This window comes from Rhodococcus sp. 05-340-2, from assembly GCF_002258915.1.
Classification (GTDB): domain Bacteria; phylum Actinomycetota; class Actinomycetes; order Mycobacteriales; family Mycobacteriaceae; genus Rhodococcoides.
Genome location: NZ_NOYU01000036.1, coordinates 12496 through 32034, shown reverse-complemented (window position 1 = coordinate 32034; position 19539 = coordinate 12496). Strand labels below are relative to the sequence as shown.

The 19539-nt window shown below is 64.9% G+C and carries 19 protein-coding genes; 6 read left to right on the top strand and 13 right to left on the bottom strand.

Annotation, left to right across the window (positions count from 1 at the left end; translation table 11 throughout):
* Window positions 1-78 precede the first annotated feature (78 nt).
* Together CH271_RS21570 and CH271_RS21565 are read left to right on the top strand one after the other, a co-directional pair.
* Window positions 79-867 (top strand): IclR family transcriptional regulator, encoded by a 789-nt coding sequence (locus CH271_RS21570; protein WP_037190737.1) that lies wholly within the window; start codon window positions 79-81, stop codon window positions 865-867.
* A complete protein-coding gene (locus CH271_RS21565; protein WP_094634763.1) occupies window positions 864-1691 on the top strand; it encodes an HpcH/HpaI aldolase/citrate lyase family protein in 828 nt (275 codons plus the stop codon). The genes CH271_RS21570 and CH271_RS21565 overlap by 4 nt, the downstream gene beginning before the upstream one ends.
* Before the next feature lie 58 nt (window positions 1692-1749).
* Here CH271_RS21565 and CH271_RS21560 read toward each other — a convergent pair whose 3' ends face one another.
* Entirely contained in the window at window positions 1750-3177 is a 1428-nt protein-coding gene (locus CH271_RS21560) for an MmgE/PrpD family protein (RefSeq protein ID WP_094634762.1), read from the bottom strand.
* Window positions 3174-3986, bottom strand: a complete 813-nt coding sequence (locus CH271_RS21555; RefSeq protein WP_037190730.1) for a cyclase family protein — start codon at window positions 3984-3986, stop codon at window positions 3174-3176. Before CH271_RS21555 ends, CH271_RS21560 begins: the two co-directional genes overlap by 4 nt.
* A gap of 178 nt (window positions 3987-4164) precedes the next feature.
* On the opposite strand from CH271_RS21555, the gene CH271_RS21550 reads away from it, so the two are divergent.
* Window positions 4165-5532, top strand: coding sequence for an MmgE/PrpD family protein (locus CH271_RS21550; protein ID WP_094634761.1), 1368 nt, complete (start codon window positions 4165-4167; stop codon window positions 5530-5532).
* On the opposite strand, the gene CH271_RS21545 is transcribed toward CH271_RS21550, so the two are convergent.
* Genes CH271_RS21545 through CH271_RS21530 form a run of 4 tightly spaced genes read right to left on the bottom strand, consistent with a single transcriptional unit; the run spans window position 5529 to window position 8267 of the window.
* Window positions 5529-6059: an LpqN/LpqT family lipoprotein gene (locus tag CH271_RS21545; RefSeq protein ID WP_143546092.1), complete on the bottom strand. Its 531-nt coding sequence runs from the start codon at window positions 6057-6059 to the stop codon at window positions 5529-5531. The genes CH271_RS21550 and CH271_RS21545 overlap by 4 nt on opposite strands.
* Window positions 6056-6967, bottom strand: coding sequence for a hypothetical protein (locus CH271_RS21540; RefSeq protein WP_143546091.1), 912 nt, complete (start codon window positions 6965-6967; stop codon window positions 6056-6058). The genes CH271_RS21545 and CH271_RS21540 overlap by 4 nt, the downstream gene beginning before the upstream one ends.
* Window positions 6964-7971 carry a hypothetical protein gene (locus CH271_RS21535; protein ID WP_094634758.1) on the bottom strand — a complete coding sequence of 336 codons (1008 nt, stop codon included), beginning with the start codon at window positions 7969-7971 and terminating at the stop codon, window positions 6964-6966. Before CH271_RS21535 ends, CH271_RS21540 begins: the two co-directional genes overlap by 4 nt.
* On the bottom strand, window positions 7968-8267 hold the full coding sequence (locus CH271_RS21530; RefSeq protein WP_094634757.1) for a type VII secretion target: 300 nt from the start codon (window positions 8265-8267) through the stop codon (window positions 7968-7970). The genes CH271_RS21535 and CH271_RS21530 overlap by 4 nt, the downstream gene beginning before the upstream one ends.
* Before the next feature lie 155 nt (window positions 8268-8422).
* Between CH271_RS21530 and CH271_RS21525 the strand changes: the two genes are divergently transcribed.
* Window positions 8423-9541, top strand: coding sequence for a YbfB/YjiJ family MFS transporter (locus tag CH271_RS21525; protein WP_094634756.1), 1119 nt, complete (start codon window positions 8423-8425; stop codon window positions 9539-9541).
* 7 nt (window positions 9542-9548) lie between these two features.
* Here CH271_RS21525 and CH271_RS21520 read toward each other — a convergent pair whose 3' ends face one another.
* Window positions 9549-10223: a GntR family transcriptional regulator gene (locus CH271_RS21520; RefSeq protein WP_094634755.1), complete on the bottom strand. Its 675-nt coding sequence runs from the start codon at window positions 10221-10223 to the stop codon at window positions 9549-9551.
* Between the two features lie 199 nt (window positions 10224-10422).
* On the opposite strand from CH271_RS21520, the gene CH271_RS21515 reads away from it, so the two are divergent.
* A complete protein-coding gene (locus CH271_RS21515; RefSeq protein ID WP_094634754.1) occupies window positions 10423-11841 on the top strand; it encodes an MFS transporter in 1419 nt (472 codons plus the stop codon).
* A gap of 3 nt (window positions 11842-11844) precedes the next feature.
* Window positions 11845-12510, top strand: coding sequence for an aspartate/glutamate racemase family protein (locus CH271_RS21510; protein WP_094634753.1), 666 nt, complete (start codon window positions 11845-11847; stop codon window positions 12508-12510).
* Window positions 12511-12514: 4 nt separating this feature from the next.
* Here the strand turns inward: CH271_RS21510 and CH271_RS21505 are convergent, their stop codons facing one another.
* The 6 genes from CH271_RS21505 to CH271_RS21480 are packed head-to-tail and all read right to left on the bottom strand — an operon-like array spanning window position 12515 to window position 19538.
* Entirely contained in the window at window positions 12515-13141 is a 627-nt protein-coding gene (locus tag CH271_RS21505) for an SRPBCC family protein (protein WP_094634752.1), read from the bottom strand.
* Complete coding sequence (locus CH271_RS21500; RefSeq protein ID WP_094634751.1) at window positions 13138-13641, bottom strand: (2Fe-2S)-binding protein; 504 nt, start codon at window positions 13639-13641, stop codon at window positions 13138-13140. Before CH271_RS21500 ends, CH271_RS21505 begins: the two co-directional genes overlap by 4 nt.
* On the bottom strand, window positions 13638-16004 hold the full coding sequence (locus CH271_RS21495) for a xanthine dehydrogenase family protein molybdopterin-binding subunit (RefSeq protein WP_256986486.1): 2367 nt from the start codon (window positions 16002-16004) through the stop codon (window positions 13638-13640). The genes CH271_RS21500 and CH271_RS21495 overlap by 4 nt, the downstream gene beginning before the upstream one ends.
* Entirely contained in the window at window positions 16001-16852 is an 852-nt protein-coding gene (locus tag CH271_RS21490; RefSeq protein WP_094634750.1) for an FAD binding domain-containing protein, read from the bottom strand. Before CH271_RS21490 ends, CH271_RS21495 begins: the two co-directional genes overlap by 4 nt.
* Window positions 16852-18282 carry an MFS transporter gene (locus tag CH271_RS21485; protein ID WP_256986485.1) on the bottom strand — a complete coding sequence of 477 codons (1431 nt, stop codon included), beginning with the start codon at window positions 18280-18282 and terminating at the stop codon, window positions 16852-16854. Before CH271_RS21485 ends, CH271_RS21490 begins: the two co-directional genes overlap by 1 nt.
* On the bottom strand, window positions 18279-19538 hold the full coding sequence (locus CH271_RS21480; RefSeq protein WP_094634749.1) for an FAD-dependent monooxygenase: 1260 nt from the start codon (window positions 19536-19538) through the stop codon (window positions 18279-18281). The genes CH271_RS21485 and CH271_RS21480 overlap by 4 nt, the downstream gene beginning before the upstream one ends.
* Window position 19539 lies beyond the last annotated feature (1 nt).

Sequence of the window (19539 nt, the reverse complement as noted above, 5' to 3'; positions counted from 1 at the left end):
AACAGGCTCTTCCGTCAATTTCTTGTTACGGGTATGGTTCGCTCAGCGGAACGCCTGCACATCCGAAAGGTGGCACTTATGGTCAGCAAGCCTGCACTGGAGACCTCGACCGGAACCGAGTCGGCCGATCGTGTCGCCGATGTACTGATCGCCTTCGCGCAATCCGACCGGGCGCTCGGCGTGTCCGAGATCGCCCGCACTTTGGACCTGAGCAAGGCTGTTGTGCACCGCATTCTGCAATCGCTCGCGTCGCGGTCGATCGTGCAGCCGGTCGCGGGCGAGTCGACCTATTCACTCGGCCCGGCGGCGATCGGACTCGGCACCAAGGCGTGGAGCCAGCTCGACGTTCGCTCGATCGCCGCTCCGGTGCTCCGCGCGCTGCGGGCGAATACACGCGAAACCGCAACACTGTCGGTGCTTGTCGGGCACCGACGCGTCTATCTGGATCAGTACGAGAGCCCTCAGGAGGTCAAGATGGTCGTCGAGATCGGGCCTCAGTACGCGCTGCACTCGGGTGCATCGAGCCGAGCGATCCTGGCGTTCCTCCCCGATCGATTCGCGCAGGAAGCATTTCAGGAGCTCCGCAGCAGTTCCCCCGACGCCGACGAGACCCGCTTCCGCGCTCGCCTCGCCGAGATCCGCACCAACGGGTACGCAACCTCGACGAACGAACGAAACACCGGTGCAGCCTCGATCGCCGCTCCGTTCTTCGACGCCGCAGGGCACGTACTCGGATCGGTCAGCTCGTCCGGTCCAGCCTTCCGCTACTCCTCGTCCGCGGACGACGAACACATCGTGCACGCCGGTCAGGTTGTCGCGGCAGCCCAGTCGATCACCAGCATCCTGGAAGCGCGTGCAGCTCGATGACCCCCACCTCTGCCCGGTCGTTCCTCTACGTCCCCGCGAACAAACCCGAACTGTTCGACAAGGCAGTGCGCGGAGACACCGACGCGGTGATCATCGACCTCGAGGACGCTGTTCCGTTGCCGGACAAGGATCGAGCGCGCAACGAGGTCGCGCAGTGGTTGGAGTCGAGGTCGTCGACCGATACCCAGATCTGGATCCGAGTCACCCCCGAGTTCATGACGCAGGATCTGGAGGCCGTCGCCAGAACAGGCACCACCGGCATCATGGTGGCGAAGTGTTCGACCGAGTCACTGACACGTGCGGACCAATTCCTCGAGATGCGCAACCTCCCCGACATCGAGCTGATCGGCCTCATCGAGACCGCTCACTCCTTGCGCGCTCTGCCGGAGATGGCTCGGTGCAACAGAGTTCGAACGTTCGGGATCGGTGAGGTCGACCTGCTCGCAGACCTGCGGATCATCCGTTCGGAGTCCACCGAAGCGATGATCGACGCCATCCGCCTGAGCGTCGTGATCGATTGCGCTGCCGCAGGTCTGGCCGCGCCGATCGCTCCGACATCGACCGACTTCCGCGACCTGGACGGATTTGTCGCCACCACAGCACGTTTCGTGCAGATGGGGTTCCGCGGCCGGACGGCACTGCACCCGAGCCAGGTCCCGATCATCAATGCCGCACTCACGCCGTCGGCGGACGATGTCGCTGCGGCCCGTCGACTGGTGGAACTCTACGACGTGGCCCAGGGCGGTCCGACCGTGGACGACAGCGGCCGATTCGTCGACGAAGCAGTGGTACGGGGCGCGCGGGAGATCCTCGCCCGGGCCTGAACTGGTCGAAACCGCAGTTCGGGCACCGCCACAGGGGTGACGGTGCCCGAGGACTGTCCTATTGCTGCGTGGACGATTTCAGATCGGTCAACGGCGCGAGCAGTGTTCCGATGTCGGTCAGGTCCCCGAGCCGATCGCATCGACCGGCCAGTTCCTTCAATTCGACGTCGGAGAGGAACGGCCCGGCGTTGCTGGTGAACTTGGTCGAGACCTCACCGAACGACAGCGGCCGTTGGGGTCCTCCGCGGGTGGTCAGCACCTCTTCGACGACGACTGTTCCGTCGGTCAGGGTTGCGGTCAGTACCGCTGGAAACTGATGCGGGAAAATGGCATCGCATCGGGAATCCGGAACGACGTCGACTTTGGCCATCAGCGCTCGCCGATCGGCTGACTTCGCCAATTCGTCCGTGTAATCCTCGAGCGCAGCACCGAGTCCGCCCCCGCCCAGCAGGCCGACCACCACCGCGTAGGGCCCGCTGAACTGAGCCATGTATCCGGTCTCGGGCGTGCGCTTGACGTCGATGGGTTCGCCGATCGTCCGCAGGTTCGCCGCGGGCACTCCGAGCTCCAGCTTCTCGATCTGCTCCGGCCCGATTCCCCTCGCCCGCAGGGCTGCTCCCGCGTCGATCGCAGCATGGGTGAAGTGGTTGGCCGGGTAGGGCTTGAAGAAGATTCCGGGAACGGCCCACTCGGAGCCGAGTCCGTCCAGAATTTCGTCGGCTCGACCCGGCTCGTGCAACCAGGCCTGGAAGAAGCCGAATCGGCCTTCCAGGACGGTCGGCGGTCCCGTGATCCCGTGTCGCGCAAGCCCGGCCGCAGACAGAGCGGAGTGTGCAGCCCATCCGCAGTGCATACGCTTGACCGTTCCGCCGGTGCGGTTGGCCTCGATTATGCCCGACGCCATCGACGCGGCAATACCCATCGTGTCCACGATCCGATCCTCGGATGCACCACCGATGACCGCTGCAGCCACGGCGCTGCCCATGGCACCGCAGATGGAAGTGGCGTGTTGACCGTGCTCGAAGAACACCGAATTCTTGGTCTCCGGATCGAAGCCCGCCATTCCGATCCGCACACAGACTTCGAGCCCGATCGCGATGCCCCGTACGAGTTCTCGGCCGTCGGCCCCGTGCTCTTGAGCGGCCGCGAGTGCCGCAGGCACCACACTGGCACTCGGGTGCAGGATCGACGGCAGATGGGTGTCGTCGAAATCGAGCGAGTGTGCGAGCACGCCGTTGACGAAGGCGGCCATGGCAGGAGGCAGTGCAACGTCGAGCCCGACGGCGGACGCCGTTGCCGACCCACCTTGTTCTCGTGCCCACGCGGTCGCGGCCCGACTGGTATCGAGGTCGGTGGCGGCCACCGCGATGCCGAGCGTGTCCAGTACTCGCATCCCCACCGAGGCGACAACGGCCTCGGGTAGATCCTGGTAGCGGGTGGTCGCGGCGAAGTGAGCCATGTGCTGTGCGAGAGTGCGTTCGGTCATGCGGACCTCACCGCCAACGGCCGGACCGGCGAACCCGTTGCGCCGAAGATGTTCAGCGGAACGAGGAGGAACGTGAACTCGAAGAGTTCCTGCTGCGAGAGCTCTTCGAGGTCGAGTGCCTCGATGATGTAGATTCCGCTCTCCACCAGGAGAACCCGGTGCGCGGGTAGCAGACCATGGCCGCTGCCGGGAGCGAGCCGCTCGAACGCGATGGTGTCGGCACCCGCAGCGTGTACGCCCTTGTCCGCCAGCCACTGCGCACCTGCTTCTCCGACTCCGGGAACGCCGGACGGTCCGCCGACGTAGGGCAGCCCTTCGGCGAACAACTGCCCCCAGCCGCTACGAATCAAGACGACATCGCCAGGTCCGATCTCGACACCCTCGGCTGCACAGGCAGATTCGAGATCGTCGACGGTGATCTCGTATCCACCCTCGCAGCGGCCGACACCGAGGCGCCTCGGGATGTCCAGCAGCACACCGCGGCGGATCATGGGCTCGATGGTGTGCACGCCGTGTTCGACGTATTTCCCACCGAGGCAGGACTGACCTGCATCGGCGCCGCCGTGCAGTTTGCCGTCCTGGCTGACGTGAGCAAGGGCGTCGATATGCGTGCCCACATGCGTTCCGGTGGTGATCATGTCGTTCGCGGCGCTGCCGCCATCCGCTCGGGTCATGTCACCGTGCCTGCGCGGCAACGTGTGCCAGAACTGCGGATGATTGGGTGACTGTGGCATGCCGACTCTCAGCTGCCTCCCGAGATCGACTACGTGCACGCCCCCTTGGACGGCACGAAGAAGTTGATCGGACATTGCTTCATCTCCTCGTTCGACGCTGAGCAGGCACCTCACACCAGCGTAGTTTCGTTTCGCTAGCCGGAACGCTTGTGACTCTCAGAGAGTTGCGCCGACGCTAGGACGAGCGTAGCAGTCTGCTGGTAACCCGTCTCGATCATTGACTCTTTCATTCTCCACCTTCTACAGTCCGCGAATGGACGGTTCACGCGCGTTTCGCTCAACGGAACATATTGCCGCAGTCGATTGTCTGGCTGCCGTGATGGTCGAGCTCAGGGGCGCACCCTTGACCGCACCGCTGAACGACCGGGTTCGGTTGGTCCTGTTCGATCTACTGGGTGTCACACTCGCCGGTGCCCGCTCCGCCGAGATGGTCGAATTGCGAAGGAACTGGGCTGCAGAGACCGGATCGACGCACCCGATCGGTGGGAGCGCAGGTACCACTGTCGAAACCGCGTCCGAGCTCGACGCGATCGCATCGTGTTGCCTCGAACTGGACGAGGGAAACAAGTACGCCGCCGGTCATCCTGCTGCGCACGTGCTCCCCGCGGCTGTCGCCGCGACCAGGCTTTCACCGACGCCGATTTCGGGTTCGACCTTCCTGACGGCCATCGTGGCGGGATACGAGGTTGCTGCCCGATTCGGCTGGGCACTGAACCGCAACAGCTCCTGGCACACCCATGGACACTGGGGTGCTACCGGTGCGGCCACGGCAGCGGCATCCATACACGGTGCCGGTGCGAACGAGGTTGCCGCAGCGATCGACTCCTCGTCTGCGCTGGTTCATGTAGCGCCATGGGCGGTGGTTCTCGACGGAAACTTCTCCCGCAACCTGTGGATCGGCGGTGCCGCGCGGGCGGGCCTGAACGCGGCCAGGCTGGCCCGATCGGGGGCGGTGCACAACTCGGGTGCCATCGAGCACACCTTGGGCGCGATTGTCGGGACCTTGAACACCGCCAGACTGACGGAGGACCTCGGCGATCGATGGCTCACGCTCGAGGGCTACACGAAGCAGCACGCCAGCTGCTCGTACACGCACGCCGCCGTCGACGCCGTGCAGAGTCTGCGCTCGAATGCCGAATGGTCCGCGGACGACATCGAACATGTGCGGGTGCGAACGCATTCGTTGGCAGAACCACTGTTTCGCCGACACCCCTCCAGCAGGCTGGGCGCCATGTTCTCGCTGCCGTTCGTCGTTGCAGCCGCCGTCGTGTCCGACGCGATAGACGTCGAATCTCTCGATCCTCGAAGTGCGACTTTCGCGGCGGCCGAATTGTTCAGCGCTCGGGTCGACGTGGCGACATCGAGCGAACTCGATGCTCTGCTGCCCGCGCGTCGAGCCGCCGAGGTGACGATCGAATTCAAGGACGGACGTACGGTCTCCGCGACCACCCCGAATCCAGTGGGCGACATCGACCACTTCCCGATGGACTACGCCGCACTGCGGGCCAAGATCTCTCGCTTGGTCGGCGAATCCGATACCACCGTTCTCGAAGACATCGTCGATGCCCTCGGCGCGACGGAGGACGTGGCGGCACTGTTGCGCGAGCTGCCCAAACACTAGCTTCGCCCGAAGCGCACCTCGTCGACGAATGCGTCTACAGCGCAGGACAATGTCTGCCGTAGCGAATCCGGCACGGTGACAGTCACCTGCACCAGATACTGATCGACGATGTGGTGGACGACGACGTACCGGGTCCGGGCGAAGAGCAACCGACCGTCGCAGTCGTAGCGACCTGCGATCGAGACGGCCGGTAGACCGCAGAACGAGTCTCGGTCGTGACCGATCTCGACCCAGCCGGGCAGCGCCCGAGAGTCACCGAAGCCGCAGTCCAGCAACGATTCCGGATGGACCGATCGACTGAGTTTGCCGACCAGAACGACCGCGTTCGGTACGAATCCCTCGACCGCGTTCACCGGTGAGGACAGCACCGCGGTGGCGTGTGGGAAGTGATGCTCGGAAACAGCCTCCCAGTCCGGTAGCACCAGGAGCTCGAGCCCGAACCTGTCGCATTCGTCGCGGTGCACCGGTGCCAGTTCGACATCCTGCTGCCGGAGATAGGTTTCCATCGTCCTTTCTCGAACCGTCACTGGACAGTGCTCCTTCCACCGAAAGTCGATGCGGCACGGTCGGCGCGGATGCGCTCGCGCAGGCTGGGCGGACGCAGTAACTCCCGCGCATCCTCGCGTCCCAGTTGCTCGCGCGCCCAGGGATTGTCGCGACACCACAGAAGCAGCGCGAGCAGCGTATTCGGTTCGACCTTCTTCTCACACGCCATGATGACCAGCTCCGGCTCGTCGGTCTCGCTCGATCGGCGCGGGACTCTGATCACCGGCAGGTCACCTCGGTGCGGTACAGCTGGATTCGGATGCTCCTCCAGGCGCAGATCCGCAATGTCGCTCCAGGGCAGGACCGTCACGTCGTTCGACACCTTCCACCCACGACGCCGATAGATCTGTTGGACGATACCTTCGGGGTGCAGAGAGACCCTGGTGCGGTTGACGATGACGAACCCCAGGACGAACCACGCCAAGCATGCCGGCGCGCCTATCGCCGTCAGCAACTCGGCCCTCCCTTGACGAGGGCCCGGTCCGTCATCCCTGAATACGAAGTAGGACAGGCCCACCACCGACGCGAAGGCGAGCAGACCTGCCCGAGCCACGAAGTCCCCGCGCCCGGGCACCGACAAACCGGCGCCGACGCCTGCAACATCGACCCGCCGCACGAAACGTGACAGTCGCGCAGATCCGATGCCGGACATCGGCACAGCCATCCCCAAGGGAAGGAGCACGAAGAACGCGAGCCACAACAGTGCCAGGAGGCCGCCTGCGCCCGTCCTGGCAATCACAGGGATGGCGACAACCAGCAGTCCCACCACTACCGTACAGATGCCGAAAACCGCTGCAAGCCAGCCGAGGTGGACACTGCGCCACCTCCGCACCCACACAGGTCCCGGATCCGCAGGCGTGTTCGCGCTTGTGTCCTCACGATCGGTCATCGCAGCGTCCATTCGAAGACCTTCGATACGCCGTGGCTGACGGAGCCCCCGACCAGGGCACCCAACGCGACGCCTGCGGCAGCACCGGCCACCGTGCCCGGCCCGGGAAACACCGAACCCGCGGCACCACCGAGTCCCGCCAGGGCGCCGGTCACGTAGCTCGCAGCTGCGAGGCCGGCGGCGGTACTCGCAGTGTTGACCGCAATCGCCTCAGTGGGGCTCACCCCCTCGTCGATATCGTGCGTAATCGAGGGAACAGTTCCCGCCACCGCACCGAACGCCCCCAACCCCCGACCGATGTTCTTGGCAACATCGTCCACGGAACCGACACCTGGAAGTTCCAGCGCCCTCGTCATTGCGTCGCTCATGCCCCCGATCACCGTCGCTGCTACGGTCGTCGGCCAGTCCGGCATCCACGAGAACGATCCGTCCGGGTTCTCGATGAACTTCCCGGTCGGGCTACCGAGCGCAAGCTCGGTCAACAGCTTCGTGGGCTCGGCCAACTGCTGAGCAGCGTCGAGTGCGGCTCGGTCTGCCTGCCTCAGAGCATCCTGGATGTCGTCGGTCAACTGCGCTGCAGCAGAACGTAGTTCGTCGGCCTGTCGTACCTTTTCTTCACCCAGGACGTCCGGTATCAACGCGATCATCCCGTCGGGGTCGACCACACCGTCGGCCCGAACGGCGAACCCGCTCGTCGTCGCCGCCGACACCTGCGCCTGCAGGTGCGCCTTCGCGGCGTCGACCATTGCTGCTGCGGTCTCGAATGCCTTACCGAGTGAATCGATCTCATTGCACACCGAGCTCATCCGGGAGCATTCGGCCACCACGCGTTCGGCTGCGGCCTCGGCTGCCTCACCGGTCCACGTCTCGGCCAATGTGTCCTGCTCCTCCAGCACTCCGGTGCGCTGGCCGTTGACGCGCTCGACGATCTCCGACAGTTCGATCATCGTCTTGCGCATCGACTCCGGCTCCCAGCCCGCGACGTGCGGCACGGTGGGGGTCACTTCGGCTGGTCCATCGCAGCGAGGCGGCGGGCGAGTTCGTCGTCGGCGATCTCGTAGTTCTGCGCGACGCCGCGGGCGATGTCCGCGACGCATTCGGCCCGCCCGGCCAGGGCTGCAACAGCTCCGGCCGCTGCGGCTGCTGCCGCCGCACATGCTGCGCGGAAGTCACTACCCTGCACCGCATTCTCCGATTCCCGGAACGGAGCAAGAGCATCCACCTCACGGATCACCCCGCCAGTTGCCGACAACACATTCGAGAACTGCCGCAGGATCGCTGGATCCACATTCACTGTCATGACGCTCCCCCGAGTCGCACCGTATCGACGCCCGGTGAATCGGCGTCATGGGGTTTGACGCCTGTGGGCTCGGATCGGTTCCGTCCGGTCCGATTCCGGAGTCGCGAATGCGGCGGGTACCGTTGGCCCGGCTAACGATATAGGGGGTGCTCGCCATGAACGGCCGTCGACTGTCGTTCGCTGCCGCGGCCGGACTCGCGGCCGCGATGGGCGTCGGGCGATTCGTGTTCACGCCACTACTGCCGATCATGGTCGATGCGGCGGAGGTGACGCCGAGCAGCGGTGCCGTCATCGCGACCGCGAACTACGCCGGCTATCTCGTCGGTGCAATCGTGTTGTCCGTGCGCCCGTCGATCAACACGACGACATCGTTCCGACTGTGGACCGTGGTCCTCGTAGCGAGCGAGTTGGCCATGGCCGCTGTCCATTCCACCGCTGCGTTCTCCGCACTGAGATTCCTGGCAGGCCTGGCGAGCGCAGCGGTCTTCATCGCGTGCGCGAGTACCGTCACGAAACATCGCGCCGACGGTGCCTCCCCCGGCATCGCGTTCGGCGGCGTCGGCGCAGGCATCGCGGCGTCGGGAATTCTGACGCTGCTCGTCGCACCGCACCTGTCCTGGGAGTCGCTGTGGGTGTGCTCGGCGCTACTGACAGCGGTCCTCATCGCCCCGGCGTGGACGCTACGGGTGCATCCGGAGCCCACAACGCGGGCTACGCCGGGCGACATCGACCACAAGACCCGGACCGTATGGCGGACATTGCTGTTCGCGTACTTTCTCGAGGGTCTCGGCTACATCATCGTCGGCACGTTTCTCGTGGCTGCGGTCGGTGGCCACGGCAGCACGTCGGTTGGTCCGGCGGTGTGGATCGTCGTCGGATTCGCCGCGGTACCGGCGACGGTGCTGTGGCAGGCGGTTGCCCGCCGAACCAGCATGCGCAATGCCCTGGTGGCAGCGTTCGCGTTGCAGTCGATCGCAGCGGTCCTCCCCGCTCTGACCGGGAACACCGTCGCCGCCGTGTTCTCGGCCCTACTGTTCGGCGGAACGTTCATGGGCATCACGATGCTGACGATGAGCACAGCTCAGACACTGCCCATCGGGCGTACCGCGGCAACACTGACTGCGTTCTACGGCGTCGGGCAGGTACTCGGCCCATTGATCGTCGCGCCTGCCATCGGCGACTCCTATGCGATCGCCTTTGCTGTCGCGACGGGGGTACTCGTGCTCGGGACTGCCGGGGCCGTACAGGTGTCCAGACTGACCGCGTCGCGCTGAGTACGGCTCAGTGCTGCGGGTCGTAACCCGGAACCTGCGCCAGAGTCTCGAAGGTTCGTGCTCGGCCCCATTCCACGTGTGCGAACGCAACGGCGGCAGCCAATTCCGTATCCCCCTTCGCGATGGCGTCGACGAGGGAAACATGCTCCCCGTGTCGCAGCGACGGATCCCGTTCGAGATTGGCCATGTTGAGTCGATTGCTGCGCTCGCGCAACGGTTCCATGATGACCGGGAACAGCCGGTTGGCGGACAACGCCTCGATCCCCGAGTGCACCCCTGAGCTCGCGTGATGGAATTCGAGTAAATCGCCCCGGTCGAGCGCTGCACCTGCACGGGACACGGCGTCGACCAGCGATGACGCGTCCGCGCCCGCCGCCACAGCGGACGCTGCCCGTCGAGCCACGAGCGGCTCGAGCGCGGACCTGATGTCGTACAACTCGTCGACGGAACTTCTGGTCACTCCCGTCACCACGGCAGGGCGTCTCGGCGACAGCGTCACCAACCCGGCCGCTTCGAGCAATGGAAGCGCCTCACGAATAGGCACCCTCGACACTTGCAGCTCGGTTCCCAGATTGCGCTCGCTCAGCGTTTCACCAGGTCGGAGGCGGCCGTCGAGGATGCGTGTTCTGATCGCGTCGAACACCGAACGCGACAGCGACTCGCGACCTTCCGTGGATGCCATGATGCTTGTATACCAGCGACCTGAAGGTATACCGCGCATCCACAGAAGCAGTCCGCAGACTTTTCCCGACGAAGACCTCAACAGGAATACACTGGTGAGAGGACCTGGAAACACAAGTGTTACCGCCGAGAAACCTGTCGCGGCCTGATGCTCCGTAAATTCTCCGTTGTTGGTATACCACTTAGCGAGAGGCACTGGGATGAGCGTCCCGACCAGGAACGAGAAGCCGTCACCGATCGACCCACCGCCCGAGGCCGGTAGCCTCAGCGAACAGATCGAGGCGTCGTACTCGAAGATCGGCCTCACCACGGCGCACTTCGGCATCGTCGCCATGGTCCTGTTCGGTGTGTTCTTCGATGCCATCGAACAGAATGCCGTCGGCATCACCGGACCGCTCCTGCGTGAATCCTGGGGCCTCGGCGGAACCGAGATCGGACTGCTGAACACCGCGACGTTCACCGCCGTCGCACTCGGGCGCATCCTGGCCGGAGCCGTGATGGACCGTTTCGGTCGTCGAACCCTCCTCGGCGCAAACCTTCTAGTCTTCGCGTTCGGCTCGCTACTGTGCGCATTCGCACCCAACTACGAGGTGCTGGTGGGCGCTCGATTCCTGGTCGGGCTCGGACTCGGCGGTGAGATCGCCGTAGCAGTGATCATGCTTTCCGAGTTCTTCTCCGCCAAGCATCGCGGTACCGCGGTCGGCATGATCAACGTCGCGGCCGCAGGTCTGGGCAACATGCTCGCCCCACTGTTCGGGGTCATCGTCTTCGCGATCTTCACCGGTGACGACCGCTGGCGTTGGCTGTTCGGTCTGCTCGTACTGCCCGCACTCGCGGTCGTGGTCTATCGCCGCTCGCTTCCGGAAACACCTCGCTTCCTCGCCGCGACAGGCCGTGTGGCCGAAGCCAATACCGTCATCAACCGCCTGGCGCAGGGCAAGCTTCGCGGCACCCTCGACTCCGAGGTTCAGTACTTGAACGTCGACACCTCGGTCGATGATCACGCCGCACCGCGCGCACGGTGGACGGAAATGTTCGGGCAGCGTTACCGCAGAAGCACTCTCGCCCTCGGCATTGCCGTCTGCATGTCCTACGCAGCACAGATCTCGATGCTCACGCTGATCCCCGTCATCCTGACCGAGCGGGGAATGTCGATCTCGAGTGCGCTCTGGTACACCCTCGTGATGCAGTCCGGATCGTTGATCGGCGCGCTGACCGCCGCACTCATCGCTCGCAAACTCCCCCGCAAGGTGACGCTGACCGGTGGCGCTGTACTCGGTATCGTCGCCGGGCTCGGATTCGGCTTCTTCGCAACGTCCATCGGCCTCGTACTGTTCTTCGGTGCCCTGTTCAATTTCTCGGTCATCATCCTCAACACGACGATCTGGCTGTTCGCACCCGAGCAGTACCCCACACGAATCCGTGGCCTCGCGACGTCGGTGATCCTGGCGTTGGGCTCCCTCTCCGGCGGACTGTTCCCGCTCATCGCCGGAGCCGTACTGGACTCGTCCGGCGTGGGTGCCATGTTCGCGATGCTGGCCGGCCTGTTCATCGTGTGCGGAATTGCCGTGCAGTTCCCGAAAGAGACCTTCGGACAACCCATGCCGGAAGATGGCTGAGCAGTGAAAATTCTCGTGATCAACCCCAACTCGAACACTGCAACGACGCAGCTGCTCGTCGACGTCGCACGGCGGTGGCTCCACGACACAGAATTCACCGTCATCGGGGTCACCGCGGGTACCGGACCGGCGATGATCACCGGCACCGAACAGTTGCGTGCTGCCGGACCGGATGTCGTGGCCGCGGCCCTCGACGCGATCGAGCGCCATGGCCCGGCCGCGGTGATCGTCGGCGCGTTCGGTGATCCCGGTGCCGCCGAACTCCGAACCCTCGTCGACATTCCGGTCGTCGGGATCGGCGAGGCAGGAATCCTGCGCGCCGCACGAGGCGGTCGCCGCTTCGCGATCGCTACCACCACAGCCGATCTCGCCCCCCAGCTCGATGCGCTGACTCGTGCCACCGTGCCCGACGGCGATTTCGCGGGGGTGTTCCTCACCGCGTCATCGCCGTTGGTCCTGGCCGAGGACCTCGCATCGAGCGTTGCCGAACTGGGAACGGCGGTCGATGCAGCAGTGGCCGCCGGAGCGACGGCCGTCGTCATCGGCGGCGGACCGTTGAGCGATTCGGCCCGGCGGCTGGCGCTGCGCACCGACGTGGACGTCATCGAGCCGGTTCCGAGTGCCATTGCGATGGTTGTCGACAGAATCTCGAACGCGGTACGCAGCTAGCTCTCTACCGTCGCCCGAAGGCCCTGGACACCAGCCAGCCCTCGACCATTCCGGCGAGGAAGATGCCCGCGATCGGTGCGTACTTGCGCACCGGTTCGGGCATCAGGCTCATCGCGTTCAATTCGCCGCCGATCGGGCTCGCAACAGCGGTCTTCACCGCTGCAGGCGTGGTCGATTCGGCCGTGGCCGAACCACTCAGCAGCGCACCGAGATTGACGGCGAACTGTTGCAGCACCTTGTTCGACACCGCGACGATCGCGCCCTTGCCGAACGAGACGATCTTTCCGCTGATCACCAGATCGGTGTCCAGGGTCAACCGCGAACGGTCACCGATCGCCTCGACCGCCAGTTTCACCTGGGCCTCGGCATCGCCGTTGCCGTGCGAGTCGGCTCCTTTGGCTTCGAGTGAGAGCGTTCGGGTTTCGGCATCGACCTCGAGGAAGCGAATCGTACCGGCGTACGACGCACTGATCGGGCCGACCTTGACCTTGACTCCGCCGAGGTAGGTCTCACCGTCCTTACCGGTGATGGCGGCACCCGGTACGCAGGTCGCCACCTTCTCGACGTCGTTGATCAGCCGGAAGACGTCCTCGGCGGAGGCATCGATATCGAGCGTGTTGGTCAAGATCACTGGGAAACTCCGTTCACACAGCCGGCGCAGCGCCGCTGTTCGGCACACGAGTCGATGGCCTCGACGATGGTTTGATACCCGGTACATCGGCAGTAGTTCGACGCCACCACCTCGCGGATCTGTTCCTTGGTGGCATCGGGGTTGTCGGCGAGGTAGCCCTCGGCCAACATCAGGAATCCCGGTGTGCAGAACCCGCATTGCAAACCGTGGTGGTCTGCGAAGGCCTGCTGCAGATCGTTCAATTCACCGTCGATGCCGAGTGATTCGACGGTCTCGATGTCCGAGTTCTCCACCTGCGCTGCGAACGTCAGGCACGCGCGGGCCGGCTTCCCATCGATCAGCACGGTGCAGGCTCCGCACACGCCGTGCTCGCACCCGACATGCGTTCCGGTGAGCTGCAGATCGTGCCGCAGTACGTCGACCAGAGTTCGGCGTGATTCGGTGATCACCTCATGGATGGTTCCGTTGACGTTCAGTTCGATCAGTTGCTTGTTGCTCATGGCCTTCCCTTCGCCAGTGCCGCCTGTACCGCCACGGGGGTGATCGGTGTGTCGTTCAGTTCGACTCCGGTGGAGCGCAATCCGTCGTTGACGGCGTTGAGCACGGCGGCCGGTGCGCCGATCGTGCCGCCCTCACCGGCTCCCTTGGCCCCGGATTCGGTGAACAGGCACGGCGTTTCGAGGTGATGGATCTCGATGTCCGGGATTTCGCAGGCGGTGGGCACCTTGTAGTCGATGAAGCTCGCGCACAGTGGATTTCCGTGATCGTCGTACGACACCTGCTCGAACAACGCACCGGCGATGCCCTGGGCGATTCCGCCCCGGCACTGTCCTTCGACGATCTTGGGGTTGATGGCGACTCCGCAGTCCTCGACGCAGACGTACTTCAGGATCTCCACTCGGCCGGTGCCCTCGTGCAACTCCACGACAACGCCGTGCGTGGCGTTGGAGAACGTTCCGTCGTTGAACACGTCGAAGCTCGCCGTCGCGGACAATCCCGGCTCGACGCCCTTCGGCAGCAGCTGCGCCTTCAGATACGCGACGTCGGCGATGTCCCGGTAGGTGACGTACTTCGAATGGTCGTCGCGCTGACGGACGCGCCCCGAAGCAAGCTCGACGTTGTCGTCGCGAGTCTCCATCAGGTGCGCCGCGATCTCACACAGTTTGTCTCCCAGCTTGTTCGACGCCAACGCCACTGCACTGCCGCCGATGGTGATCGAGCGGGAGGCGAACGACCCGAAGCCGTAGGTGATGCGGTCGGTGTCGCCCTGCACGATCTTGACCTGTTCGACGCCGATGCCGAGTCGGTCGGCGACGATCTGCGCCATCGTGGTCTCGTGACTCTGCCCGTGGCTCATCGTTCCGGTGGTCACGACAACGGTTCCGGAGGTGTCCATCCTGACCTCCGAGATGTCGAACCCGGGCACCACGTTCATCTTTCGAGCCGCGAATGCGCTGCTGCCGTATCCGGTTCGCTCGCTGAAGCACGAGTATCCGATGCCGATGTGTCGGCCGTCTGCGGTCGCCCGCTCCTGGAAGTCGTACCAACCGCCGTCGCGAAGGGTCTGCTCGCACAGGTTCAGCGCCTCGAGGTACGAGCCCGGGTCGTAGGTGATGTTGTTGACGCCGGTGTACGGGAAGGCGGTGATGACGTTGCGCCGCCTGATCTCCACTGCATCGAGCTGCAGTTCACGAGCCGCTCGCTCGAACAGCCGCTCCATCACCATGACGTACTGCGGCCGGGACACCCCTCGGTACGGCGCGGTCGGTGCCTTGTTGCTGAACACGGAACGGCCCCGCACCCGGTACGCCGGAACCTGATACACCCCAGGCATTTCGGCCGAGGCCATGAGCGGCTCGATGCCTGCGGTGAAGGGGTAGCACGAGTACGCACCCATGTCACACACGACATCTGCGTCGAGGCCGAGAATGTGGCCCTCGGAATCGAACGCGGCTCGCACGTCGTACTGCTGTTCGCGGGCCAGGAACGAGGCCGTCAGTGCGTCCTTGCGGTCCTCGATCCACTTGACCGGGCGACGGAGCTTCAATGCAGCTGCCGCGACGGCGATCTCCTCACGACCGACGACGCACTTCTGCCCGAACCCGCCGCCCATGTCGGGCACGACAACCCGAACCTGGCGTTCGTCGAGACCGAGGCACTGTGCGGTGACGGTGCGAACCTGGTGCGGGACCTGCGTGCAGATGTAGATGATCACCTGTTCGTCGCGGTCGTCCCAGTAGGCAATGCATCCGCGGGTCTCGAGCGGCAGTGCGTTCTGACGCCCCGTTCTGGACTGCACGGACACCACGGTGTGCGCGTCGTGAAAGATCTCGTCGATGCCCTCGGTGGCGAACATCTGCACGTCCACGACGGTGTTGTTCGGCACCGAATCGTGCACCAGCGGAATGCCCTCGGACATGGCCTGGTCTGCGGAGGTGACGGCGGTGACGGTCCGGTACGACACTCGTGCCGCTTCGAGCCCGTCTTCGACGCTGTACGCATCGGCGGCGACGACGATGGCCAGCGGCTCACCGACGTAACGTACGACGTCGTGCGCCAGCACGGGCATATCGGTGGGCACGAATTCGCTCAGCGGACTCGACAATTCGGCGCGGATCGGCCGCAGGTCCAAGTCCGCCGCGGTGAAGACGCCGCGCACTCCCTCGACCCCGGTGACATCACCGACATCGAGACCGGTGATGTGGCCGGCCGCCACGGTGCTGCGCACGAACTGGGCGTGCAGCATGCCCGGCATCGCGATGTCGTCGACGAATCTGCCGCGGCCGGTGAGCAATCGAGGGTCCTCGCGGCGTGCGACCGAGGTGCCGACGAATTTCGGCGTGAGAACCTGATCGACGCTCACGTGGGCACCCCCTGCGATACCAGTGCGTCGCTGCAGGCTTCGGCGACCAACGTGCGCACCAGGGCGCGGCGGTACTCGGCGGTGACCATGCCCTCGTCCTCCAGTTCCAGTGCTTCGGCTGCGGCGTCCGCGCAGTCGGCAAACGTTCCTCCTGCCGCGAGAGCGGCCTCGCCGGCGGGAGATCGCATCGGGGTCGCGCCGACCCCGGCGAGGGCGACGCGCCCGCCCACCACGGCCACGCCGTCGAGATCGAGGGACACTGCTGCGCCGACGATCGCAAAATCTCCCTGTCGTTCGGCGTATTCGGTCACCGCAGCGTGCGGTGCCGGGTTCGGGAACACGATCTCGACGATCATCTCGTCGAACGCGAGATCGGTGGAGTAGTACCCGAAGAAGAACGAGTCTGCCTCGACGGTTCGCCGCCCCCGCACGCTCTCGACGACGATGCGGGCGTCGAGCAGGATGGCCAACAAGCACCATTCCGCCGTCGCATCCGCATGAGCGATGCTGCCCCCGACGGTGCCGCGGGTACGAATCGGGTAGTGCCCCACCCACCGCATGGCCTCGCGAAGGACGGCGAAGTCCGTTCCCACGTCGCCGGATTCGACGTCGTGGTGGGTGGTGAGCGCCCCGATGTGCAGGCCGTCGGTTTCTCGGCGGATGTATCGCAGTGTGTTCAACCCACCCACGTCGACCAGATGCCCGGGCCGGGCGAGGCGGAAGTTCATCATGGCGACCAGGGACTGGCCTCCGGCGATGATCTTCGCGTCCTCGCCCAACTCGGACAGCAGCCGCACTGCACCCGAGACATCGCGCGCCCGGTGGTAGTCGAACTGTGCGGGCTTCATCAGACCCGAGCCTCGCCTGCGACTACCTCGGTGGGTTCGTCGACGAGGGTGTCGAGTTCGCGCCCCTTGGTCTCGGGTGCGAAGTACGCCATCCAGATGACCGCGAACAACACGAACGCGGTGACGATGCCGAAGGTCAACGGAAGACCCAGGATCGGCCACATGACGGAGCCGAAGAGCAGTGGCGCGAAGCCGGTGGCAACCCGGCTGACCGAGGACGCGTACCCGAATCCCGATGCGCGGATGTTGGTGGGATAGAGCTCGGAGACGTAGCAGTACAGCACCGGGATGGTCAGCTGGATGACGAATCCGAAGATTCCGAGCCAGATCAGCGCAGCCGACTGGATGTCGAGCATGACGGCGAACATGACCAGCGCGCTACCCGCGATCGGGCCGGACAGCCCGATGACCCACTTGCGTCCGAAGATCTCCACGATGAACGCCGAGGTGAGCACACCGACGATGCCGACTCCGGTCATGAGCGTCGTACCGGCGAAGGCTGCGAACTCTCCGTAGCCCTCGGCGCGGAGGATGGACGGCATCCAGCTCAGCGCTGCGTAGTAGAGCAGCATGATGGACACGAACAGCATCCAGGCTGCGGCGGTGATGCGCGGGCTGTAACGCCAGACCGATTTGAGCTGTGTCAGAGCAGCTTTCATGCCGCCCGGACCCTTCGGTGCGGTATCGGCGACGATGACGTACTCGACGGCCTCGGATTCGGTGCGCGTCACCATGTCGTCGATGACGGCGCGAGCCTCGGCTTCTCGGCCGACCTTGGCGAGGTAGATGGGCGACTCCGGGATACCGCGTCGGACCCAGAACAGCAGCAGCGCAGGCAGAACCATGAACAGCAGCATGTAGCGCCAGCGAACATCACCGTCGATCGGGACCAGAAGTGTGGCGACGACGCCGCAGATGGTGGCACCGATCGGCCACCAGACGTCCATCGCGGACAGAATCTTGCCGCGAATGCGGCGTGGCGAGAATTCGCTGACCAACGCGTAGTCCACCGGGATGCAGCCGCCGAGGCCGAACCCTGCGAGGAACCGCAGAACGATGAAGATCTCGAAGCTCGGTGCGAAAGCACCCAGGACCGAGAACAGCGCAAAAATCAACAGCGTCAACGAGAATGCACGTTTTCGCCCGACTCGGTCGGCGATCGTTCCCCACACGACGGCTCCAACGGCCATGCCGATCAGGTTGCCGGTGGCGACGAGCCCACGCTCGGCCTGGGACAGATCCCAGTAACTTCCGAGCAGCGGCGTCAAGAAGCCGTTCAGCGCCACGTCCCAGGCGTCGAACATGTAACCCAGCCCGCCGATGATGAAGATCTTGCCCTGCACACCCCATTTCCAGGGGAGTTCCTGTACTACCTGATCACCAGTCTTCATCGCAGCCTCCGGCGCGGTGTTGTGGTCCGAGGTCGTCATCGGACGAACGAGTAATGGAATTTCTCGTCGTCGCTGTCGTCGAGCGGTGTACCGCTCCACAGCCAGTCGTACGAGATGTCGGACTCCCCATCGAACGACGCCAGTGTCGCGTCCCGCTTCTGCTGCTCGGGTCCATCGGGTATGTGGTAGAAGGTCTTGTTCTGCAGGCTCGCGTCCTGCACCATCCGCGCGTGTCGGGCCCGGCGAAAGACATAGCGCGCCAACGCGTCGTCGATTCCGCTCGCGGTCACCTTCGCGAGTTCCTCGGCCAGCACGGCTGCGTCCTCCATGGCCTGCGAGGCACCTTGCGCCTGGTACGGCAGCATGGCGTGGCAGGCATCGCCCAGCAGCGCGACGCGGCCGTCGGTCCAACGCGGGTCGGGCCTGCGGTAGTAGAGCGCCTGGCACAGCACGTTCTCGTCGGCCTTGGACAGCATCGCGTGGGCACGGTCGTCCCAGTCCGGGAACGTCGCCATCAGTTCCTCGGGTCCGACGAGCCGTGGTCCACCGTCGCGGACCTCGTCGGTACACGGTGCCAGCGCAACGACATTGAGGTATTCGCCGTCACGAATCATGTAGTGCACCAGGTGTCGGTCGGGTCCGTACCAGATGGTGCTCTGGTATCGGTCGACGAGCCAGCGGGTGGCCGGATCCTTGACGATGCGATCACCCGGAATGAGTGCGCGGTATGCCATTTCGCCGGAGAACACCAGCGTGTCGGGCAGACCGATGAGATCGCGCACCGTCGATCGGATTCCGTCGGCTCCGATGAGCAGATCCGATTCGTACCGACGTCCCGCTCCGGTGACCGCGACGGGCCGCATCGGGTCGGTGCGATCGACCTCGACGACCTTCGCGTCGGTCTCGAACACCACGACCGGGCCGGGGCCGTCGGGGTCGAGGCACTGCGCGTGGATGGCAGAGTGCAGGTCTGCGCGGTGGTAGTGCCAGTACGGCGCGTTGAACGTTTTCTTGCAGTACTCGCCGAGTGCAGTGAGCGCGATGACCTTGCCGTTCTCCCACCGCCTGCGCACCTGATCCATCGGCTCGGTCTTGATTGCTTCGAGCTTCTCGCGCATACCGAGGGCGATGAGAATGCGGCTGGCGTTCGGAGCGGTCTGGATGCCTGCGCCGACCTCGCCCAGCTCGGCGGCAGCTTCGAGTACCGTTACCTGGATTCCCCTGTGCCGCAGCGAGAGCGCCGCGGTCAGCCCGCCCAGGCCGCCGCCTGCGACGACCACTTCGATCGGTGCCATG